General features: G+C 67.2%; 22 protein-coding genes. 16 read left to right on the plus strand and 6 right to left on the minus strand.

Annotation, left to right across the window (positions count from 1 at the left end; all coding sequences use genetic code 11):
• Positions 1-118 precede the first annotated feature (118 nt).
• From cpaB to IP78_RS06190, 7 genes are read left to right on the plus strand one after another with little or no spacing between them, the layout of a single operon-like run.
• Positions 119-1,051 (plus strand): Flp pilus assembly protein CpaB, encoded by a 933-nt coding sequence (gene cpaB / locus IP78_RS06160; protein ID WP_054110824.1) that lies wholly within the window; start codon positions 119-121, stop codon positions 1,049-1,051.
• Positions 1,052-1,059: 8 nt separating this feature from the next.
• Positions 1,060-2,616, plus strand: coding sequence for a type II and III secretion system protein family protein (locus tag IP78_RS06165; RefSeq protein WP_082384881.1), 1,557 nt, complete (start codon positions 1,060-1,062; stop codon positions 2,614-2,616).
• An 8-nt stretch (positions 2,617-2,624) separates the two neighbouring features.
• On the plus strand, positions 2,625-3,296 hold the full coding sequence (locus tag IP78_RS06170) for a CpaD family pilus assembly protein (protein ID WP_054110826.1): 672 nt from the start codon (positions 2,625-2,627) through the stop codon (positions 3,294-3,296).
• 6 nt (positions 3,297-3,302) lie between these two features.
• Positions 3,303-4,856, plus strand: coding sequence for a CpaE family protein (locus tag IP78_RS06175; protein WP_054110827.1), 1,554 nt, complete (start codon positions 3,303-3,305; stop codon positions 4,854-4,856).
• A gap of 3 nt (positions 4,857-4,859) precedes the next feature.
• The gene (locus IP78_RS06180) at positions 4,860-6,500 is read left to right on the plus strand and encodes a CpaF family protein (protein ID WP_231680939.1); all 1,641 of its coding nucleotides are present in this window, start codon (positions 4,860-4,862) and stop codon (positions 6,498-6,500) included.
• A gap of 5 nt (positions 6,501-6,505) precedes the next feature.
• On the plus strand, positions 6,506-7,486 hold the full coding sequence (locus tag IP78_RS06185) for a type II secretion system F family protein (protein ID WP_054110828.1): 981 nt from the start codon (positions 6,506-6,508) through the stop codon (positions 7,484-7,486).
• A gap of 10 nt (positions 7,487-7,496) precedes the next feature.
• Entirely contained in the window at positions 7,497-8,504 is a 1,008-nt protein-coding gene (locus IP78_RS06190; RefSeq protein ID WP_082384882.1) for a type II secretion system F family protein, read from the plus strand.
• Positions 8,505-8,508: 4 nt separating this feature from the next.
• Here the strand turns inward: IP78_RS06190 and IP78_RS06195 are convergent, their stop codons facing one another.
• The 3 genes from IP78_RS06195 to IP78_RS06205 are packed head-to-tail and all read right to left on the minus strand — an operon-like array spanning position 8,509 to position 10,672.
• Complete coding sequence (locus tag IP78_RS06195; protein WP_054110829.1) at positions 8,509-8,943, minus strand: SRPBCC domain-containing protein; 435 nt, start codon at positions 8,941-8,943, stop codon at positions 8,509-8,511.
• Positions 8,944-8,998: 55 nt separating this feature from the next.
• Complete coding sequence (locus IP78_RS06200; RefSeq protein ID WP_054110830.1) at positions 8,999-10,288, minus strand: MFS transporter; 1,290 nt, start codon at positions 10,286-10,288, stop codon at positions 8,999-9,001.
• Positions 10,289-10,318: 30 nt separating this feature from the next.
• Positions 10,319-10,672, minus strand: coding sequence for a hypothetical protein (locus IP78_RS06205; protein ID WP_054110831.1), 354 nt, complete (start codon positions 10,670-10,672; stop codon positions 10,319-10,321).
• A 97-nt stretch (positions 10,673-10,769) separates the two neighbouring features.
• On the opposite strand from IP78_RS06205, the gene IP78_RS06210 reads away from it, so the two are divergent.
• Positions 10,770-12,083 carry an amidohydrolase gene (locus IP78_RS06210; RefSeq protein WP_054110832.1) on the plus strand — a complete coding sequence of 438 codons (1,314 nt, stop codon included), beginning with the start codon at positions 10,770-10,772 and terminating at the stop codon, positions 12,081-12,083.
• 6 nt (positions 12,084-12,089) lie between these two features.
• Here IP78_RS06210 and IP78_RS06215 read toward each other — a convergent pair whose 3' ends face one another.
• From IP78_RS06215 to rplU, 3 genes are all read right to left on the minus strand, one after another.
• Entirely contained in the window at positions 12,090-12,623 is a 534-nt protein-coding gene (locus IP78_RS06215) for a GNAT family N-acetyltransferase (protein ID WP_054110833.1), read from the minus strand.
• 173 nt (positions 12,624-12,796) lie between these two features.
• Positions 12,797-13,081 carry a 50S ribosomal protein L27 gene (rpmA, locus tag IP78_RS06220; RefSeq protein WP_029418146.1) on the minus strand — a complete coding sequence of 95 codons (285 nt, stop codon included), beginning with the start codon at positions 13,079-13,081 and terminating at the stop codon, positions 12,797-12,799.
• A gap of 48 nt (positions 13,082-13,129) precedes the next feature.
• Positions 13,130-13,633, minus strand: coding sequence for a 50S ribosomal protein L21 (gene rplU / locus IP78_RS06225; RefSeq protein WP_054110834.1), 504 nt, complete (start codon positions 13,631-13,633; stop codon positions 13,130-13,132).
• Between the two features lie 317 nt (positions 13,634-13,950).
• On the opposite strand from rplU, the gene IP78_RS06230 reads away from it, so the two are divergent.
• From IP78_RS06230 to IP78_RS06265, 8 genes are all read left to right on the plus strand, one after another.
• A complete protein-coding gene (locus tag IP78_RS06230; RefSeq protein ID WP_054110835.1) occupies positions 13,951-14,385 on the plus strand; it encodes a hypothetical protein in 435 nt (144 codons plus the stop codon).
• Between the two features lie 65 nt (positions 14,386-14,450).
• A complete protein-coding gene (uvrC, locus tag IP78_RS06235) occupies positions 14,451-16,349 on the plus strand; it encodes an excinuclease ABC subunit UvrC (protein ID WP_054110836.1) in 1,899 nt (632 codons plus the stop codon).
• Between the two features lie 26 nt (positions 16,350-16,375).
• Positions 16,376-16,681 carry a YdeI/OmpD-associated family protein gene (locus IP78_RS06240; protein ID WP_054110837.1) on the plus strand — a complete coding sequence of 102 codons (306 nt, stop codon included), beginning with the start codon at positions 16,376-16,378 and terminating at the stop codon, positions 16,679-16,681.
• Between the two features lie 53 nt (positions 16,682-16,734).
• Positions 16,735-17,358 (plus strand): carbonic anhydrase, encoded by a 624-nt coding sequence (locus IP78_RS06245; protein WP_054110838.1) that lies wholly within the window; start codon positions 16,735-16,737, stop codon positions 17,356-17,358.
• Between the two features lie 35 nt (positions 17,359-17,393).
• Positions 17,394-17,639 carry a type II toxin-antitoxin system Phd/YefM family antitoxin gene (locus IP78_RS06250; protein WP_054110839.1) on the plus strand — a complete coding sequence of 82 codons (246 nt, stop codon included), beginning with the start codon at positions 17,394-17,396 and terminating at the stop codon, positions 17,637-17,639.
• Complete coding sequence (locus tag IP78_RS06255; RefSeq protein ID WP_054110840.1) at positions 17,636-18,097, plus strand: PIN domain-containing protein; 462 nt, start codon at positions 17,636-17,638, stop codon at positions 18,095-18,097. Before IP78_RS06250 ends, IP78_RS06255 begins: the two co-directional genes overlap by 4 nt.
• A 1-nt stretch (position 18,098) precedes the next feature.
• Entirely contained in the window at positions 18,099-18,737 is a 639-nt protein-coding gene (gene pgsA, locus IP78_RS06260) for a CDP-diacylglycerol--glycerol-3-phosphate 3-phosphatidyltransferase (RefSeq protein ID WP_054110841.1), read from the plus strand.
• A gap of 7 nt (positions 18,738-18,744) precedes the next feature.
• Complete coding sequence (locus IP78_RS06265) at positions 18,745-20,061, plus strand: cyclopropane-fatty-acyl-phospholipid synthase family protein (RefSeq protein WP_054110842.1); 1,317 nt, start codon at positions 18,745-18,747, stop codon at positions 20,059-20,061.
• Positions 20,062-20,069: the final 8 nt, after the last annotated feature.

The following is a 20,069-nucleotide window of genomic DNA, read 5'->3' on the forward strand; positions in this document are numbered from 1 at the left end:
TGGGGTGGATAGGAGCCCGTCAGCCGTTTAGGTCCGCGTTAACCCGCGCCCGGCATGGTCGTTAATGGTAGGCCGTCCGCACCGTGAATCGTGCGTCCGGTGGTGCCGGAGACCCACGATGAAGCCCGCACGCATCGCCGTCATCTGTATTGCTGCTGTCTCGGCCATTGGCCTGGCCCTCGTGGTGCGCGCCATGGGCTCGTCCTCTGGAGAGGCTGTCGCGACGGCATCGGCGGAGCCCGCCATGCCCATGGCCAAGGTGCTAGTGGCTGCTCGGGACCTGGCTCCAGGTCAACGCCTGACGGACGCTGACCTGGAATGGAAGGATTGGCCCGCCGCCGAGGTCAACCCCGCCTTCATCACCGATGGCTCCGTTCCCGTGCCCCAACCAACCGCCGAGGGGGCCGCGGAGGCGACCGAGAGTCGCGGGGCGGAAACCGAAGGTGCCGTCGCGCGTGTCGCCCGCGCTGCCACGGAGTTGGCCACTGGCGGCGCCGAGACGGACTACTATGGCTCCGTCGTGCGTGAACCCATTCTGGCCGGAGAGCCCATCGTGGCGCGAAAGATCGTCCGCGCCGGCGACAGTGGCTACATGGCCGCCTATCTGGAACCCGGCATGCGGGCCATGTCGATCGGGGTCTCTGTCGAGACCGCTGCCGGTGGCTTCATCCTGCCCGGCGACCGGGTCGATGTTCTGGTGACTGTCGAACTGCGCGACAACGGCAACGACGGCGGCCAGGCCCGATACGCCACGTCTACGGTGCTTCAGAATGTAAAGGTTCTCGCGGTTGATCAGTCGACGCGGGCCGAGGATGACCAACAGGCCGTGGTTGGCGCGACAGCTACGCTTGAGGTTGCACCTGCCGATGCAGAGGCCCTCGCACTCGCCAAGGCTGCGGGGACCCTCTCGCTTGTGCTGCGATCCTACGCCGACACGGCAGGCCCTTCGGGCCGCGTCCAGCCCCTTCAACGCGCTCGCGCATCTGCACCAGAGTCCCGCACCGTCACGATCTATCGTGCCGGTCAGGCTGAAACGGTGACCGTCCAATGAGGACGCCGATGACCCCCTCAAGAAGGCCAATCCTCGCCTTGACCTGCGCGATCCTGACCGCGTCGTCGCCGATCGCCGCCCCTGCGCTGGCGCAGACCTCCGGAGCCAGCCAGACGGTGGCCGCAGGCTCGGGGCCTCGTCTGATCAACCTGCCGCGCGGTACCTCGTTTGCCGTCGATCTTCCGGCCGACGCCCGCGATGTGATCGTGTCGAACCCGGCCGTGGCTGAGGCCAATGTGCATTCTCCGCGCCGTATCACCGTGATCGGGATAGCGCCGGGCGAGACCGATGCGGTCTTTCTCGATTCAGCGGGGCGCTCGATCCTGACGCTGCGCGTGCGCGTCGACGCGGGCGTGTCGGCGCTTCAGGATACTCTGAGCCGCGTCGTTCCAGGCTCCCAGGTTCGGGCGGAGGCTGTCAACGACAGCATTATCCTGACCGGCATCGTGGGTAGCGCCGCGGAATCCGAACGGGTCGCATCGGTGGCTCGGGCGTTCGTTTCCGCGCCGGAAAAGGTCCTGAACCTCACCAGTATCGCGGCATCCGATCAGGTCACGCTGCGCGTCCGCATCGTCGAGGTCCAGCGAAACGCAATCAAGCAGCTGGGCTTCGATACCGAAGCGATCCTGCGTCAGGTCGGCAACACCCAGTTCCTGCTCGGACAGACGGCCAGTTTTGGTGTCAATGGCAGCTTCCTTGGCGGCCTTGGTATCGGTGCCTCGCGCGACACGACGCAGAATTTCCAGCTCGAGGGACCTTGCGGTCCTGGTTTCGAGGCCGGGACCCTGTGCCCGTTCACTGTGCGCGGGCCCGGAGATGCCGCCAACTGGGACACGGCCCAACCGGGGACGGGCCCCGGCTCCAACGGCCTGAACCGCGGCGAGGCAACGATACGCGCATTCGAGCGGGTTGGCCTGCTGCGGACGCTCGCCGAACCGAACCTGACATCCGTCAACGGGGAGTCCGCCAGCTTCCTGGCTGGTGGTGAGTTCCCCGTGCCGACGGGCCGTGACCGCGATGGCAACATCACCATCGAGTTCAAACCCTATGGCGTCAGTCTCGCCTTCCGTCCCGTCGTTTTGTCAGAGGGACGTATCTCGCTACAGATCTCAACCGAGGTGTCCGAGCTGACGCAGACCGGCGGGATCACTCTGGGAGCGGGGTCTGACAACCCTCTCAACATTGCAGGCTTGAACGTCCGCCGGGTGGAAAACACCGTCGAGATGCCGTCTGGCGGCTCAATGATGATCGCCGGTCTCCTCCAGGAGAGCACCAGACAGGCGATCGATAGCTTTCCCGGACTTGGTGCCCTGCCGGTTCTGGGGCAGCTTTTCCGGTCCCGCGACTACCTCTCCGGTGAGACCGAGCTTGTCGTCATCGTAGAGCCCTTTATCGTCACGCCGACGTCGCGGGATCAGATGCAGACGCCCGCCGACGGGCTGCGGATCGCTCATGACGCGCAGACCCTCTTCTTTGGCCAGCTGAACCAGGCCTACGGGTCTCCGGCTCCGGGTGCCTCGACCGCGCCCGCCTGGTCGGGGCCGGTCGGCTATGTGATCGAATGAGCGCGCCCATGATCCGGACCCTGACTTTCGCCGTCGCATCGGCCCTCGCCCTCTCGGCCTGCGTGGGCCTTCCCGCCGAGGGCACCGGCCCGCAGCCCCTGACGCCGATTTCACGCTTCGCCTTGGCTGTGGAGCCGGGCGTGGAGCGGATCGCCCTCGCCGTTCACGAGACCGGTCCGTCCGCCAACCAAAGCCGCGCGCTCCAGGAGTTGGCCTATCGCTTCTCGGCGGAGGGCGCGCCTGTCCTTCGGGTCGAAGCGCCGTCCGGCGACGATCCCGTGTCGAGCGAAATGGCCTGGAGCGTGCGCAACGCCCTGGAAGGCCTGGGCGTACCCGGTCATCAGGTTCAGGTCGTGACCTATGTCGCGCCGGATCCCCGGGCCCCGGTTCTGGTCGGCTTCGACACGGTGCGCGCGGCCGTCCCGCGCTGCGGAACGACCTGGACCAACCTGGCGCGGACAGGCGCGAACGCCGGGTACGCCAACTTCGGCTGCGCCGTGAACGCCAATCTGGCGGCACAGATCGCCAATCCGCGCGACATCGTAACGCCGCGCGCCATGACCCCGCCCGATGCCGGACGCCGCGCGGTCGTGCTCGATAGATACCGCCGTGGAGAACAGACGGCGGCCGCCACTGAAGCCCTGCTCGAGAACGGACGGGTTTCGGATGCCGTGGACTGACGGTCGATGACCAATGCGTTTGCCTCGCGACCCTATGACCCTCTGGACGACGAGTTCGATGCCGATCTCGACGTCGTGCAGCACGCCGCCCCGACTGTAGAGGTCGGGGACCCCAATCCGCGTGAGCCGCTGCAGTTCACGGTTCCCGGCGGTCATGATCCGAACGCGCCGGTCTCGCAGGGCGGTGCCGTGGTGGCGCACCCCGCGGGCTTGCCGATGACGCAGGGCGGCCTGCCCGCCGGCGCAGGTTACAACCCTGTGGGCGATCTGGTCGCGGGTGCGTCCGCCGCCATTCAACCGCACCCCATGTCGGCGGGTCTTCAGACCGAAGTCACGATCCCGCGCATCGCCATCCACGTCTTCGCCGAACGGCAGGACACCCTAGCCGCGTCGGAACGCGCGGGTCAGGACCGCCGCATGGCGCGCGCCACGACGCAGATCCGGGTCGGCGGTATTCCGGCCGCGGTCGATGCCTACAATCAGGAGCCGACGCCGCCCCTGATCATCGTCGAATGCATGCAGGATCCGGGCACCCTGCTGTGGCAGGTCGATCGCCTCGCCGAGGTCTGCGATGCCGGGACCAAGGTCATCGTCATCGGCGCGACTAACGACATCATCCTGTTCCGGGAACTGATGAAGCGGGGCGTCAGCGAGTATCTGGTCGCCCCGATCCAGCCGCTGCAGCTGATCGCCGCGATTGGCGGACTGTTTTCGGATCCCGCCCAGCCCTTCGTCGGCCGCTCCATCGCCTTCGTGGGCGCGCGCGGCGGATCGGGGGCGTCGTCCGTGGCGCACAACACCGCCTATGCGATGTCCGAGAAGATCGGCGCCAACACCGTCATCGTCGATTACGATCTACCGTTCGGTACGGCGGGCCTCGACTTCAACCAGGACCCGCTGAGCGGCGTGGCTGATGCACTGGGCCAGCCTGACCGTCTGGACCCTGTACTGCTGGACCGGATGATGGTCCGGTGCACGGACAAGCTGAGCCTGTTCGCCGCGCCCGCGACGCTCGACAACGACTGGGAGATCAGCGCCGAGGCCTTCGAGGAGGTCACGACCCAGATCCGGGGAACGGCACCCTTCGTGGTACTGGACCTGCCGCACATCTGGTCGGGCTGGATGCGCCGCACCCTGATCGCCGCCGACGAGGTGGTGGTGGTGGCGACGCCGGATCTGGCGTCCCTCCGCAACGCCAAGAACATGATCGATCTGATCCGCTCGGGTCGGCCGAACGACGCGCCGCCGCGGCTGGTGCTCAATCAGGTGGGCGTTCCCGGCCGGCCGGAGATCTCGGCCAAGGACTTCGGCGCGGCTTTGGGGGTGCACCCCAGCCTGTCGATCCCGTTCGACGCCAAGCTGTTCGGCGCAGCTGCGAACAACGGCCAGATGATCCTGGACATGGGGGCCAAGTCCAAGGCGGCCGAGGCGTTCCAGCTGCTGGCCCAGATCGTGTCGCGCCGAGAACTGCCCGCGCTGGCGGCGCCCGGCAAGCCACCCAAGGCGCCCAAGGGCGAGGGCAAGTCCCTGTTCTCCGGCCTGTTCAAGAAGAAGACCTGATCGGTGTTCGGCAAGCGCACAGGTTCACCCGGCGTCGCGACGGCCCCACCGCCGCCCCAGCCCGCGCCCATGCCCGAACCCGCGGCCGCCTTCGACCACGCCGCCGCCGCGCCCCAGCCCCAGCAGGGCCATCAGACCCAGGCCTTCGGGTTTTCGGCCGAGGGCATCGCGCCCCAGCCCGGCCCGGCCGCCCAGCCCCGGCCCGGCCCGGCAGCCGGAGCCTCCGCCGGCGTGGATCGGCTCGACGCCCTGGCCTCCAAGCCCAAGCCGAAGCCCCAGCCGCAGGCCTCGACCGGCCCTGGCCCCAAGGCTACGCCCGGTTTCGAGCAGCTGAAGAAGGCGCAGGCTGTCGCCGAGATCGTCCGCGAGCAGAGTGACTACTACCACGCCACCAAGACGACGATCTTCAACGCCCTGATGAATACGATCGACCTGGCCCAGCTGGCCCAGCTCGATCCCAAGGCGGCGGCCGAGGAAATCCGCGACATCGTCGCCGAGCTGGTGGCGATCAAGAACGTCTCCATGTCGGTGGCCGAGCAGGAGCATCTGGTCCAGGACATCGTCAACGACGTCCTGGGCTATGGGCCGCTGGAGCCGCTGCTGAGCCGCGACGACATCGCCGATATCATGGTCAACGGCGCGGGCCGCGTCTTCATCGAGGTGGGCGGCAAGGTCCAGCTGACCAACGTCCGCTTCCGTGACAACGCCCAGCTGATGAACATCTGCCAGCGGATCGTCAGCCAGGTCGGCCGCCGCGTGGACGAGAGCTCCCCGATCTGCGACGCCCGTCTGCCGGACGGCAGCCGCGTCAACGTCATCGCCCCGCCGCTGGCCATCGACGGCGCGACGTTGACGATCCGGAAGTTCAAGAAAGACAAGCTGACCATGCGCAACCTGGTGGAGTACAACTCCATCAGCCCGGAAGGCGCGCGGGTCCTGGGCGTCATCGGCGCCTGTCGATGCAACGTGGTTATCTCGGGCGGCACGGGCTCGGGCAAGACGACGCTGCTCAACACCATGACGGCCTTCATCGACCCGACCGAGCGGGTCATCACCTGCGAGGACGCCGCCGAACTGCAGCTGCAGCAGCCGCACGTGGTCCGTCTGGAGACTCGGCCGCCGAACCTTGAAGGCCAGGGCATGATCACCATGCGCGACCTGGTGAAGAACTGTCTGCGGATGCGTCCTGAACGGATCATCGTCGGCGAGGTGCGTGGACCGGAAGCCTTCGACCTGCTGCAGGCCATGAACACCGGCCACGACGGGTCGATGGGCACGCTGCACGCCAACAGCCCGCGCGAAGCCATCAGCCGGATGGAATCCATGATCACCATGGGCGGCTATGGTCTGCCCTCCAAGACCATCCGTGAAATGATCGTTGGATCGGTCGACGTCATCATCCAGGCGGCGCGCCTGCGCGACGGCTCGCGTCGCATCACCCACATCACCGAGGTGGTCGGGCTGGAGGGCGACGTGATCGTCACCCAGGACCTGTTCGTCTACGAGATCACCGGCGAGGACGAGAACGGCAAGATCATCGGCCGTCACCGTTCGACCGGCATCGCCCGCCCCCGCTTCTGGGACCGCGCCCGCTACTATGGGCTGGAGCGCGAACTGGCCGAGGCCCTGGACGCGGCGGAGTAGCGGCGATGCTGGAAGTCCTGGCCGCCATCCTGGCCTTCATCACCATCGGGGGCCTGGGCTGGGTCTTCGTCGGCGGCGACGACAGCTCCGCGCAGGCGGTGAAGCGCGCCGAGGCCATGGGTTTGGGCCAGACCAAGGCTGCGCGGGTCAAGGCCGCGAAGGCGGAAGCGAACACGCCGGAGGCGCGTCGCAAGGCCATCGAGAACCAGCTGAAGGAGGCCGAGCGCAAGGAACGCAAGGCCCGCATGACCATCGCGGCGCGACTGAAGCACGCCGGTCTGGGCATCAGCGTACGGACGTTCTGGATCATCAGCGGCGTTCTGGGCGTCGTGGCGGCTCTGGTGGCCCTGGTGTTCGGTCTCCACATCCTGGTGGCGCTGGGCGCGGGCGTCGCGGCGGGACTGGGCCTTCCGCGCTGGATCGTTGGCTTCGTAGCCAGCGGCCGGATGAAGAAGTTCGGGCTGGAGTTTCCAAACGCCGTTGACGTTATTGTGCGGGGCATCAAGTCGGGCTTGCCGGTTCACGACTGCTTCAAGATCATCGCCAAGGAGAGCCCCGCGCCGCTGGGCCCGGAGTTCCAGACCCTGGTCGAGGGCCTCGGCGTCGGCCTGACCCTGTCTCAAGCGCTGGAGAAGATGTACGAGCGCATCCCGACGCCGGAGCTGAAATTCTTCGCCATCGTCATCGCCATCCAGCAAAAGACCGGCGGCAATCTGGCCGAGGCCCTCGGAAACCTGTCTCATGTGCTCCGAGCCCGGAGGATGATGCGAGAGAAGGTCAAGGCCCTGTCGTCCGAGGCCCTGGCATCGGCCGGGATCATCGGCTCGCTGCCGCCCGTCGTGATGGCGCTCGTGGGTCTGACCACGCCGTCCTACATGGCGCTGATGTTCACCGATATCCGCGGGCAGATCATGCTGCTGGGCTCGGCGATCTGGATGGGCTGCGGCATCTTCGTGATGAAGCGCATGATCTCGTTCAAGATCTAGGGGGCGGGGCATGGGCATGATCGAAGCCATCGTCGAACCCCGCAACCTGCTCAGCATCGGCGTGGGCGTGCTGGTGTTCGCCACCATGATCACCCTGCTGGGGTCGATGACCGGCGGGGTCCAGCTCGACAAGCGGATGCAGGCGGTCTCGACCCGGCGAGACGAGCTGAAGCGCAAGTCGCGCGCCGCCATCGCCGGCGGCCAGGGCGGGCTGCGCCACACCGACGACGGATTCAAGAAGAAGATCGTCGAGCAGTTGAACCTGTCCAAGCTGCTGGAGGACCCAAAGGTCGCCGAGCAGATGATCCAGGCGGGCTTCCGCGGGCCCAGGCCGGTGACGACCTTCTACTTCTTCCGGTTCGCCACGCCGATCTTCTTCCTGCTATTCAGCGCATTTTATCTGTTCTTCATCAATGACTTCGGCCTGCCGCCGATCACCAAGCTGCCGATGATCATGGGCGCGACCGTGCTCGGCTTCTACGGCCCCAACGTCTATCTGCAGAACCGCATCACCAAGCGGCGCCAGTCGATCATGCTGGGCTTTCCCGATGCCCTGGACCTGCTGCTGATCTGCGTGGAATCGGGCATGTCGATCGAGGCGGCGATTGTGAAGGTCAGCCAGGAAATCGGCACGACCTCGGTCGAACTGGCCGAGGAGCTGGCGCTGCTGTCGGCTGAGCTCAGCTACCTGCCCGATCGGCGGATGGCCTATGACGGCCTGGCCAAGCGGACCAACCATCCGGGCGTGCGCGCTGTGGCGACCGCCATGGTCCAGGCTGAGCAGTACGGCACGCCGCTGGCGACCGCGTTGCGGACGATGGCCAAGGAAAACCGGGAGCTGCGTCTGTCGGCGGCGGAGAAGAAGGCTGCGGCCTTGCCGGCCCAGTTGACGGTGCCGATGATCCTCTTCTTCCTGCCGGTGCTGTTCGTCGTGATCCTGGGCCCTGCCATCATCCAGATCCAGGACCAGATGAAGACCCGCGACGGTCAGCAGGCGACTGCGCCGCAGACCGAATAGGGTGTCAGCCCGCTTCCGCGTGGGCCTTCAGGCTCTCGGCCACAGCCTCGCAGGCGGCCTTGAGATGGCGGCGGTTCTTCTCGTGAAAACCCTCTCCACGAAAGCCCCGGAAGATGAAGCCGTTGGCGACGATGCAGCTTTGCGGCTGAAGCTGCTCGATTTCGAAATAGCGAACGGCGTGGAATAGAAAGCCGCGCTTTTCGGTCAGGATCAGCTGGCTCTCCGGCGTCCACTCAGCCACGCCGAGTGTTGCGCGGCGCTCTCCCAGTGCCGGTATGGTCTCGGTGAGGGTCAGGCTGCCGCCAAAGCCGATGCGCCCCTCGACCTGGGTCTCGACCGGGTTCCAGCGGTCCCAGTAGGGAAGGTCGGCGATGAGGGCCCAGATGCGCTCCGCGCTGGTCTGGACGCCGATCCGCCGTTCGATCTTGAAGGTGCTCATCCGGCCGATTTCGCAATCCGGACAGCGGGACGCAAGCGGGGCTTTCGTCGCGTCGTCAGCGGCTGCCTTCCGGTCCGGGCTGGGAGGCGGGTGGCGTCTCCGGCGCAGGCGTATCGATCACATCGGGGTGCGGGTCGCGACGCAGCGTCGGGCTCATCAGGGCCATGACCGTCGCGATGGCGAGCAGCCCGGCATTGGCTCCGAACGGTGCGGCCTCGCCAAGGCCATAGAGCGCCACGCCGATCACAGGTGGCAGAAGGAAGCTGAGGCCCGCGAGTGACATCATCAGACCGGCCACGGCACCCTGTTCTTGCGGCCCCACCGCGAGCGAGGATCCGGCTGTGAAGCCGGGGCGGGCGAAACCGACGCCCATCGAAACCACGGCGTATCCGACCACGACCCCGAAATAGCCCGGCGCGACCATACTGAGCAGATTGCCCGCCAACGCCAGCCCGGCACCCCAGCGCATGAGGGCCAGTGGCTGCATCTTCAGCAGCGGGATCAGGCCCCATTGGACCATGAGCGTGGCAGCGGCGCCGGCGAACATGGCCACGCCGATGAAGGCCTGGGCCTGGGCGGCGGGCAGGCCCGTCTCAGCCATCTCGTCGATGATGTGGAAGCCCAGGACGGCGATATTCACGGCCTGGGCGCTCGTGACCAGAAGGCCGTAGAGCAGGAAATCGCGCACGCGTGGATCGCGCCACAACCCCTTGCCCGCATTGCCCATCCGGGCGGTCGGCAGGCGCACCACGTCGCCGGACGGCAGGCGTTTCCAGACGACGACCAGCACGACCAGGCCGATCAGGGCGAAGGCGTACATGGGTCCGGCCAGGCCAACGATAGGCAAGACGAGAAACGGTGACAGCACCGGCCCGATCACCGTGCCCAGCCCCTGGGCCGAGGCCAGCAGCGACATGGCCTGGGTGCGTTCCTCCGGGCTGGTCCTGTCGGCGACATAGGCCTGGGAGGCGATCGGCGCGGCCGAGCCCAGAACGCCATAGACGGTCCGAGCGACGGCCATGAGGACGAAGGCGGTCAGGGGGGCGAGCCATCCCTCCAGCCCGAAGGTGGCCCCAAGCCCAAATCCGGCCATGGATACGACGAAGCCGGTAAGGCCGATCAGGATGACGTTCTTGCGTCCCGCCCGATCCGACAGTCGCGCCCAGAAGGGCGAGGCCACCGTCCACATCAGAGCCGAGATGGCGAAGGCCGCGGCGACCAGGGTGTCGGCCAGGCCGAACGTCCGCCCGATGTTCGGCAGCACCGACTGCAACCCCATGTTCCCCGCCGCCGCGATCAGGCTGACGACGAACAGGATCACGAAGGCGGGCGAGGTGGGGGACATGGCCTGCCTTACCCCAATCCCGTCCTAGGGTCAGTCCTCGCCGACCACCGTCAGGGTGGGCTTGAGCCGCCGGCCATCATCCAGCCCAAGCCGCGCCTTGACCTCGAACAGGTCGGCGCCGGCGGGCACGATCAGGAGCTGCTTGGGTTCGGCGGCGTTGACGGCGACCACGGCCTTCTTGGGACAGATGTCGAAACATCCCGTCTCGATCACCGCCAGTTCGGCCTTCCTGCCCTTGCCGTCACCCGGCCGAAGATACTTCTTCAGGGCCTTTTTCAGCGACTTGTCGCCATCGGGGCCGAAGCCGCCGTCGAGCTTCTTCTGGCACTTCTTGCAGACCAGGACGACGTCCTTCCAGCGGGTCTTGGTCGTCTTGATCGCCATGTCCAACAGATCGGCTGCGTCGCCCCGATCCGCAAGTCGCTTGCGTCTGCGCAGGGCGTCTGCCCATCATCCAGCCTCGCTTTCAGGGGCCGTCTCCATGATCCGCACCGCAACCCTCGCCGCCATGCTGACGCTGGCCGCGGCGCCCGCCCTGGCTCAGGTCACCGCCGCCGAAGTCCGGACGGCGGCCGACGCCGTGAACGCCGACGTCGTCGCCTGGCGCCGCCACCTGCACCAGAACCCGGAACTCGGGCTGGCCGAGGTTCAGACGGCGGCCTTCGTTGCCGAACGCCTGCGCGGTTTCGGCTTCGACGAGGTGCGCGAAGGCGTGGGCCGCACCGGCGTCGTCGGCATCCTGCGGGGCACAGGCCAGGGGCAGCAGCGGGTCGTTGCGCTGAGAGCCGACATGGACGCCCTGCCGGTGCAAGAGGCCACCGGCCTGCCCTTCGCCTCGACGGCCACCGGGACCTATCTGGGCCAGACCGTGCCCGTGGCCCACGCCTGTGGCCACGACGCCCATGTCGCCATGCTGCTGGGCGCCGCGGAGGTGCTCAGCGGAATGAAGGACCGCTTCTCCGGCACCATCGTCTTCCTTTTCCAGCCTGCCGAGGAGGGCGTGCCGCCCGGCGAGCCGATGGGCGGGGCGCGACTGATGATCGAGGCGGGGGCGCTGGAGAACCCAGAGGTCGAGGCCATCTTCGGGCTGCATGTGGTGCCTGGGCGGCCGGGAACGATCTTCTATCGGCCGCAAGGGTTCATGGCGGCGTCGGATCGCGTGGATATCACCCTGACGGGCCGTCAGACCCACGGGGCCTGGCCGTGGCGGGGCGTCGACGTCATCGCCGTGGCGGGGCAGGTCATCTCGACGATCAATACCCTGACGGCGCGCACCGTCGATCCGACGACGACGCCGACCGTCTTCACCATCGCCACGCTCGACGCCGGTGTTCGCTACAACATCATCCCCGACACGGCGGCCATGTCCGGCACGCTTCGGACCTTCGACCGCGCCCAGCGTCAGGCGCTGGTGGACCGGGCCGGGGCCGCCATCGACCATGTGGCCGAGGCCTATGGCGCGACCGCGGACTTCCGCGTGACCGAGAACGCGGCCCTGGTGTTCAACGACCCGGCCCTGTCCGGCTGGTTGGCGCCGGTGCTGGAGGAGGCGGCCGGAGAGGGCAACGTCAACCCCGCCACCCCGCCGACGACGGTGGCGGAGGACTTCTCCTACTTCCAGAACGAGGTTCCGGGCGTCTTCTATCACCTCGGCGGAACCGCCGACGGCGTCGACCCAGCCACCGCCGCCCCCAACCACTCGCCCCAGTTCGACGTTAACGAGGATGTGCTGGTCGTGGGCGTGCGCGCCCATGTGCTGAGCGCCCTGCGGTTTCTGGAGAGCGGCGGGGCCTGACCGCAATCAGGCCAGCCAGACCATCATGCGCGTATCGACCGGCTCGCCGCGCGCCTTGCTGAAGCGCTTCCTCGTCTCGCCCGTATAGAGAAAGCCCGCCTTTTCCAGCACGCGGCCGGACGCCGGGTTGTCGGCGAAGTGGCCGGCCATGAGCGCGCGCCGCTTCCACCGCTTGCCGGCCCACACCAGAGCGCCCTCCAGCGCCTCGGTGGCGAAGCCTCGGCCCCAGAAGGGCCGACCGATCCAGTAGCCGGTCTCCGGAGCCACATCACTGTCCTCGAACATGCCGATGACGCCGACCGGGCCCTGATCCTCGTGCTCGATCAGGAAGGTGGCGGCCTTGGCCGGGTTCTGGGCCGCGACCTGGACGACGAAGGCCTCCGCGTCGCCCTGACCGAAGGGGTGGGGCATGCGGCAGGTCATGCGCGCGATGTCGGGATCGTTGGCCAGTCGCGCGATCGCAGGGATGTCCTGGGGTCCGGGCGCGCGCAGCAGGAGCCGCCGCGTCTCCACGACCGGAGAGGTTTCAATGACACACATGGGCCGCCTCGCCTGATGACGTGTCCGCCTCCTTGGGGAGGGCTCGGGCGGACTTCGAGGCGGGGAACGCAAACGGGGAGCCTGGTGATCCAGACTCCCCGCGGAATATTTCCCTTGGTCCGGATCGGCTGCTTCTTGGAGAGGAGCAACGCGATCCGAAGGCCGGTTTCGCGTTACTCGGCGGCAAGCGCCTGTTGGTCGTCGTTCGCCGGAATGATCGACACGTAACAGCGGCCGCCACGTTTGGTCTGGAACTGGACCGCACCGGTCGCCGTGGCGAACAGGGTGTGGTCGCGGCCGAGACCGACGTTGGTGCCCGGGTGGAACTTGGTGCCGCGCTGACGCACGAGGATGTTGCCGGCCAGCACGCGCTCGCCGCCGAACTTCTTCACGCCGAGGCGCTTGGACTCGGAGTCGCGACCGTTGCGCGACGAACCGCCGGATTTCTTGTGTGCCATGGGAAGTCTCCCGTTCTCTTACTGGTCTTAGGCTTCGTCGGACGAATCTTAGGCTTCGTCGGACGAAGCGGCGGTTTCGGTCTTGGCGGCGGCCTTCTTGGCCGGAGCCTTCTTGGCGGCCTTCGGAGCCTCTTCGGCGGCCGGAGCGGCTTCCACGCGCGGGGCCAGGCCGCGGGCGCGGGCGTTGATCTCGGCCTTGGTCAGCAGTTCGACCTTGCCGTCCCACTTGGCCTTCTCGCCGGCGCCTTCGATGCCGGTGATGCGCAGGACCGATTCCAGCTGGCGGTGACCGCGCGTGCGGCGATAGCCCTGGCGGCGGATCTTCTTGAAGATCTTCACCTTCTCGCCCTTGCGGGTCTCGATCAGGGTCGCGGCGACGACAGCGCCGTCGATCAGCGGGGCGCCGACGGTGACGCCCTTGTCGCCGCCCAGCATCAGGACTTCGCCGAAGTTCACGGCCGCGCCGGCCTCGCCGTCGAGCTTCTCGACCACGATGGTGTCGCCCGGTTGAACCCGGTACTGCTTGCCGCCGGTTTTGATCACCGCGTACATGTTGAGGCCTCGGCTTAACGCGAAAAAGAATGCGCCCGCCGGAGGACCCCCCGCGGGCGAAGAGCGGCGACATAGACAAGTGCCGCACCCGAGTCAACGCAAATGGCCCGGAGACAGGTTGGAGGGGCTAGTCGGAAGGTGTGCGATACGGCGTGCCCCGACGCATGTCCCGTTGCTGAAAAGCTCCGGAAATTACGAGCAGTCCCATCACCGAAACGTTAGATGCTGTGGAACGGGCGGTGATGCACTGACACGCTGGGCAACCAGACGATGTTGTCCACCGTCGCGAATGTAGGTCATGAATGACAGGACTTCAGGTGTTCGCCCTGATGGGCGCGTGGATCGTCCCGCTCCAGGCGACAGTGCAAGAGGGCTCATCGCCCCTTGAAGTGCTCGGTTATCTGCAACTGGAGACCGGCCGACGATCGGAACGTTACGAAGTTCAACACCAGTTTCAGTGCCAAAGCGGTGGACTTGATATCCGGCTCGAAGAGATCGCTGTGGCTGGAGCGCGCCGGCGCGAGGTCCGGATTATTGAGATCGGCACTCCGACGGGATCGCTTCCGCAATCGGAACTTCAGAAGGTGCAGGCCGCCCTTGACGATTACTGGCTGCTTCTAAGCACGCGCCTCCTCGCGTGTGACGACGGCAGACATGTGATCTGGCTCCAGGGCCGCAAGAGGGGAGGCACCCGGGACGAGTCGCTCTACATTGTCATCGATGGGCTTACTGTCCGTGAGCTGTCGGGCTGAGTCAGCGACGCGCTGTGTTTGCACGAGATGGCCTGTGAACCTCGCCCTCGCTATCTACGTGGGCAATGCCGACAACGCCTTCCTACAGTGACCCCCCGCTTGTCGCCGCCGACCTGATCCGCGACGAGGCCAAGCGCGCGCCCGACAAGCCGGGCGTCTACCGCATGTACGGCGAGGACGGGACCTGCCTCTACGTCGGCAAGGCCAAGTCGCTGAAGAAGCGGATCCTCCAATACGCCCAGGGCCGCTTCCACACCCAGCGCATCGGCCTGATGGTCTCGCTGACCCGCTCGATGGAGCTGGTGGTCACGGCGTCGGAGACCGAGGCCCTGCTCCTGGAATCCAACTTCATCAAGAAGCTGAAGCCCCGCTTCAACGTGGTGCTGAGGGACGACAAGTCCTTCGCCGAGCTGATGATCCGAAAGGACCACCGCGCGCCCCAGGTCCGAAAGCATCGCGGGGCCCACACGACGCCGGGCGACTACTTCGGGCCGTTCGCCTCGACCTGGGCGGTCAACCGCACCCTGACGACCCTGCAGAAGGCCTTCCTGCTGCGCTCCTGCTCCGACAGCGTCTACGAGACCCGCACCCGGCCCTGCATGCTGCACCAGATCAAGCGCTGCTCGGCGCCCTGCACCGGCCTGATCTCGCTGGAGGACTACGGCGATCTGGTCGAAGAGGCCTCGCTCTTCCTGCGCGGCAAGTCGCGCGCCGTCATCGGGCGCCTGTCCAAGGAGATGACGGAAGCCGCCGAGCGCATGGACTTCGAACAGGCGGCGCGGGTCCGCGACCGCATCCGCGCCCTGTCGGCCATCGCCATGGAGAACAGCGTCAACGCCGACGGGGTGGCTGAGGCCGACGTCTTCGCGCTCCACAGCGAGGGCGGCCAGGCCTGCGTGCAGGTGTTCTTCTATCGCGGGGGCCAGAACTGGGGCGGGCGGGCCTATTTCCCGCGCGTGGACAAGTCCGACACCGACCCGGAGATCCTGTCGGCCTTCCTCGGCCAGTTCTACGAGGACAAGCCGGTCCCGCGTCTGATCCTGGTCAACGTCGCGCCGTTCGAGAAAGAGCTGCTGGAAGAGGCCTTCTCGATGAAAGCCAAGCAGGCGGACGGCCGCCGGGTGGTCTCCATCGAGCGGCCGATGCGGGGCGACCGCAGGAGCCTTGTCGATCACGCCCTGACCAATGCGCGTGAGGCGCTCGGTCGCAAGCTCGCCGAAAGCTCGGCCCAGTCCAAGATTCTGGACGAGGTCTGCGAGGCCTTCGGGCTAGAGGCTCGGCCCGAACGCATCGAGGTCTACGACAACGCCCACATCCAGGGATCGAACGCCGTGGGCGGTATGATCGTGGCCGGGCCCGAAGGCTTCCAGAAGTCGCAGTATCGCAAGTTCAACATCAAGGGGACCGACCTGACCCCCGGCGACGACTACGGCATGATGCGCGAGGTCATGCGCCGCCGCTTCTCCCGCCTGGTCAAGGACGAGGAGGAAGGGACCGAGGAAGTCGTGCGACCCGACCTCCTGCTGATCGACGGCGGGGCGGGGCAGCTGGCCGAGGTTCAGGCGGTGCTGGCCGACCTGGGGCTGGAGGACATCACGGCCGTCGGCGTGGCCAAGGGGCCGGATCGCGACGCGGGGCTGGAGCGGTTCTTCGTGCCGGGCAAGCCGCCCTTCATGCTGCCGCTGAAGTCGCCGGCGCTCTATTACATCCAGCGGCTGCGCGACGAGGCCCACCGCTTCGCCAACGGGGCGCATGCCAAGCGCCGCGCGATGGACATCAAGAAGAACCCGCTCGACGAAATCGAAGGCGTGGGTCCCGGCAGGAAACGCGCCCTGCTGCACGCCTTCGGCTCGGCCAAGGGGGTCTCGCGCGCCTCCGTCGTCGATCTGGTCAAGGTCGAGGGTGTGAACCAGGCGCTGGCCGAACGGATCTACGGCTTCTTCCACCCCGAGACGCGGCGCTAGGGTTCGCTGATGTCGGAGCCGCGCGCATGAGCGACTTTTCCCATGGCACGGTGCACGAGGCGGGTCCCGACCTGCGCGCCGCCATTAAGGGCGATGCGGAGGCTCATGCCCTTTGGGAGGCCCTGACGCCGCTCGGCCGCAACGAATTCATCTGCTGGGTCGAGGACGCCAAACAGCCCAGGACCCGCGAGCGCCGCATCGCCCGGACGCTGGAGGAGATGCGCGAGGGCAAGAAACGCCCCTGCTGCTGGGCCGGCTGCATCCACCGCACCGACAAGGCCCCGAGCGCATGGCAGCAGGCGGTGCTGATCGACAAGACGCCGCGCGGCTGAGCCGGGGGTCGGAGGTTGGCAGGCCTCCGCCGGATGGCGTATGCCGCCCGCCCATGACTGACGCTGCCAATGACCCCCTCCTCGCGGGCTACCGCCGCTTTCGCACCGAGCATTGGCCCGAGGCCAAGGCCGAGTATGAGGCGCTGGCCGCCGGCCAGACGCCGCACACCCTGATCGTCGCCTGTTCGGACAGTCGAGCCGATCCCGCCCTGATCTTCGACGCCGCGCCGGGCCAGCTGTTCGTGGTCAGAAACGTCGCCAACTTGGTGCCGCCCTATCAGCCGGACGGCCAGCTGCACGGCGTCTCGGCGGCGCTGGAGTTTGGGGTGAAGGCGCTGAAGGTCCGCCGTATCGTCGTCATGGGCCACGCCCACTGCGGCGGCGTTGCAGCCATGCGGAACGGGGCCCCCGACGACGTTCAGGATTTCGTCGCGCCCTGGATCGAACAGGGCACGCCGGTCGTCCGCCGCGTCGCGGAAACCGCGGACCCGGCCGATGTCGAACAGGCGTCGGAGGAGGCCATCGTGCGCCTGTCGATCCGCAATCTGCGCACCTTCCCCTGGATCGCCGAGCGCGAGGCGGCGGGCGAGCTGGAGCTGACCGGCCTGCACTTCGGCATCGCCGAGGGCATCCTGCGCAAGCTGACCCCGGCCGCGCGGTTCGAACCGCTCGCCTGATTGTCGAAAGTAGTGAAATCCACTACATTGGCGGCATGGAGCGGTCGATCTCAGCCACCGAAGCCAACCGCGAGTTCTCGCGCGTCCTGAGCGAGGTCTCGGGTGGCGCGACCTATGTCGTCACGTCGCACGGCAAGCCGGTCGCCAGGATCGCGCCGGTCACGCCGTCCGCGCTGGACGAAGACGCCAGGAAACGCCGGCTGATCGCCTTTCTCGATGAGATGGCCAGGACGCCGCCCCAGAACATGGGTCCGTTCACGCGCGACGACGGCTACGAGTGAGGGTCGCCCTCGACACCAACATCCTGGTCTATGCGGTCAGCGGGGGCGACGACGCGAGAAACGCGACGGCTCGCGCCCTGCTGAGGGCCCTGCCGCTGTCGGATGTCTGTCTTCCGGCTCAGGTCGCCGGAGAATTCTACACTGTCGTCGTTCGAAAGCTGAAGCGATCGCCGGATGCCGCCATCGCCATGCTGGCCGAGTGGCGGGAAGCTTTCGACATTCGCCCGGCGACGCAGGACGACTTCAGCGCGGCTTTCGAACTGGCCCGGGACCACGAGTTTCAGGTCTGGGACGCCCTCATCGTCAATGTCGCCGCCTCCGACGGCTGTGATCTGCTGTTGTCGGAAGACATGCACGATGGTTTTCGCTATCGCGGCCTGACCATCGTCAATCCGTTTTCCGAGCCGCCCCACCGGCAGCTGAAGCCTCTTTTCGACGCGCTGCCAGAAAGCCCCTGACGTGCCCCACAGCCATCGCGCCAATCCCATCCCCAACATCCTGACCGCGCTGCGGCTGATCGCGGGCGTGGCGATGTTCCTGATTCTGGCCGGGGCGACCGGAGGACTGGGCCCGTTGTCGTCCTATCTGAGCCCGGAGGATCAGTTCGGCCTCTATCGCGCGGCCTTCTACATCTTCGTCGTGGCCGCCTCGACCGACTGGGTCGACGGCTATCTGGCCCGGCGCTGGAACGCCACCACGCGGTGGGGCGCGATCCTGGACCCCATCGCCGACAAGGTACTGGTCACGGGCGCCATCCTGGGCGTTCTGACGTCCGGCAGCGTCCCGGAGATCGCCATTCCGTGCGGCCTGATCCTGTTCCGCGAGTTCGCGGTTTCGGCGCTGCGCGAGACCGTGGCCGGACGGGTGACGCTTGAAGTGACGACGTTGGCCAAATGGAAGACCACGGTCCAGCTGGTGGCGCTGGGCGCCCAGTTGTTCGCGCTCAACTGGGACGGCTTCGGGCTGGAGTTCGACTATCTGCCTTGGTTCCAACAGTTTTCCCTCACCCTGATCTGGTTCGCCGCCATCGCCACGGTGTGGACCGGCTGGCAGTACTTCGACACCGCGCGCCGCTCGCTGGCCGAACCCCAGGACTGAGCCCGCCATGACGCAAGACCGCCGGGTCCAGGCCGCGCGCCGGATCGCCTCGCACATCGCCGAGCACCTGCAGGCCGACCTGTCGCTCCAGCTGTGGACGGGCGAGGTCCTGCCGCTGGGGCCGAACGCGCGCGACGACATCCGCATCGTCCTGACCGACCCCGGCGCGGTTCGGCGGCTGATTCTGAAGCCCAGCCTGATGACCCTGTTCGAGCTCTATGGTGCCGGGGACGTGCGCATCGAGGGCGGCAGTCCGCTGGAGGCGGCCGAGCGCTGGGACCACGGCCGCGCCGTCCACCTGCCGCGTCGCGTCGACAAGAGCCTGATCGCGCGCGAACTGCTGCCCTTCCTGATGGGCGGCCGGACCCGGAGCGTCGGCGATGCCGCCTATGACGTCGAAGGCATGGCCGGCCAGCGTCAGGACAAGGCGGCGCGCAAGGACAAGGATTTTATCCAGTTCCACTACGACGTCGGTAACGACTTCTACGGCCTCTTCCTCGATCCGGAGATGGTCTATTCCAGCGCCTACTACGCCGACGACACGACCTCGCTGGAGGAGGCCCAGACCCGCAAGCTGGACCTGATCTGCCGAAAGCTGCGCCTCAAGCCGGGGCAGAAGCTGCTCGACGTCGGCTGCGGCTGGGGCGGTCTGTCGTGCTGGGCGGCGCGGCACTACGGCGTCACAGTTCACGGCGTGACCCTGTCCGAGGAGCAGCTGGCCTTCGCCCGCGCCAAGGTCGAGCGGCTGGGCCTGTCGGACAGGATCACGCTCGAGCTGCGCGACTACCGCGACCTCGACATGTCGGACCACTTCGACGCCATCAGCCAGGTGGAGATGTTCGAGCACGTCGGCTTCGCCAACCACGACCGCCACTTCCTGGAGATGAAGCGGCTGCTCAAGCCCGGCGGCCTCTATTTCCATCAGGCCTCGGTGCGGCGCGGCGGCAGCGACCCGGCCAATATCGCGCCCCAGACCCACGCCACCCGCGCCATCAGCCGCTTCATCTTCCCGGGCGGCGAGCTGGATACCATCGGCATGACGGTGACCAACCTGGGCCGGCTCGGCTTCGAGGTGCTGGACGTCGAGGACCTGCGTGAGCACTTCCAGCGCACCACGGCGGAGTGGTCGCGCCGCCTGATGGCCCGGCGTAAGGAAGCGGTCGCGATGGTCGGCGAGGAGCGGACGCGACTGTGGCTGATCTTCTTCGCCATGTGCGCCAAGGGCTTCGAGCGGGGGTCCATCCTGGTCTACCAGACGGTCGCCCAACGCCGTCGCGCAGGACCAAGCGGTCTGCCGTTGGATCGACGCAGTCTCTATGCCTGAAAACCCCT

It is taken from the genome of Brevundimonas sp. AAP58, from assembly GCF_001295975.1.
Classification (GTDB): domain Bacteria; phylum Pseudomonadota; class Alphaproteobacteria; order Caulobacterales; family Caulobacteraceae; genus Brevundimonas.

Coding starts and splice junctions, on each gene's coding strand:
- IP78_RS06250 (WP_054110839.1), top strand. CDS start 17,394: ATGGAGCGGTCGATCTCAGCCACCGAAGCCAACCGCGAGTTCTCGCGC.
- IP78_RS06240 (WP_054110837.1), top strand. CDS start 16,376: ATGAGCGACTTTTCCCATGGCACGGTGCACGAGGCGGGTCCCGACCTG.
- rpmA (WP_029418146.1), bottom strand. CDS start 13,081: ATGGCACACAAGAAATCCGGCGGTTCGTCGCGCAACGGTCGCGACTCC.
- IP78_RS06245 (WP_054110838.1), top strand. CDS start 16,735: ATGACTGACGCTGCCAATGACCCCCTCCTCGCGGGCTACCGCCGCTTT.
- IP78_RS06175 (WP_054110827.1), top strand. CDS start 3,303: ATGACCAATGCGTTTGCCTCGCGACCCTATGACCCTCTGGACGACGAG.
- IP78_RS06195 (WP_054110829.1), bottom strand. CDS start 8,943: ATGAGCACCTTCAAGATCGAACGGCGGATCGGCGTCCAGACCAGCGCG.
- cpaB (WP_054110824.1), top strand. CDS start 119: ATGAAGCCCGCACGCATCGCCGTCATCTGTATTGCTGCTGTCTCGGCC.
- IP78_RS06170 (WP_054110826.1), top strand. CDS start 2,625: ATGATCCGGACCCTGACTTTCGCCGTCGCATCGGCCCTCGCCCTCTCG.
- IP78_RS06215 (WP_054110833.1), bottom strand. CDS start 12,623: ATGTGTGTCATTGAAACCTCTCCGGTCGTGGAGACGCGGCGGCTCCTG.
- IP78_RS06210 (WP_054110832.1), top strand. CDS start 10,770: ATGATCCGCACCGCAACCCTCGCCGCCATGCTGACGCTGGCCGCGGCG.
- uvrC (WP_054110836.1), top strand. CDS start 14,451: ATGCCGACAACGCCTTCCTACAGTGACCCCCCGCTTGTCGCCGCCGAC.
- IP78_RS06190 (WP_082384882.1), top strand. CDS start 7,497: ATGGGCATGATCGAAGCCATCGTCGAACCCCGCAACCTGCTCAGCATC.
- IP78_RS06185 (WP_054110828.1), top strand. CDS start 6,506: ATGCTGGAAGTCCTGGCCGCCATCCTGGCCTTCATCACCATCGGGGGC.
- IP78_RS06165 (WP_082384881.1), top strand. CDS start 1,060: ATGACCCCCTCAAGAAGGCCAATCCTCGCCTTGACCTGCGCGATCCTG.
- IP78_RS06205 (WP_054110831.1), bottom strand. CDS start 10,672: ATGGCGATCAAGACGACCAAGACCCGCTGGAAGGACGTCGTCCTGGTC.
- rplU (WP_054110834.1), bottom strand. CDS start 13,633: ATGTACGCGGTGATCAAAACCGGCGGCAAGCAGTACCGGGTTCAACCG.
- IP78_RS06200 (WP_054110830.1), bottom strand. CDS start 10,288: ATGTCCCCCACCTCGCCCGCCTTCGTGATCCTGTTCGTCGTCAGCCTG.
- IP78_RS06265 (WP_054110842.1), top strand. CDS start 18,745: ATGACGCAAGACCGCCGGGTCCAGGCCGCGCGCCGGATCGCCTCGCAC.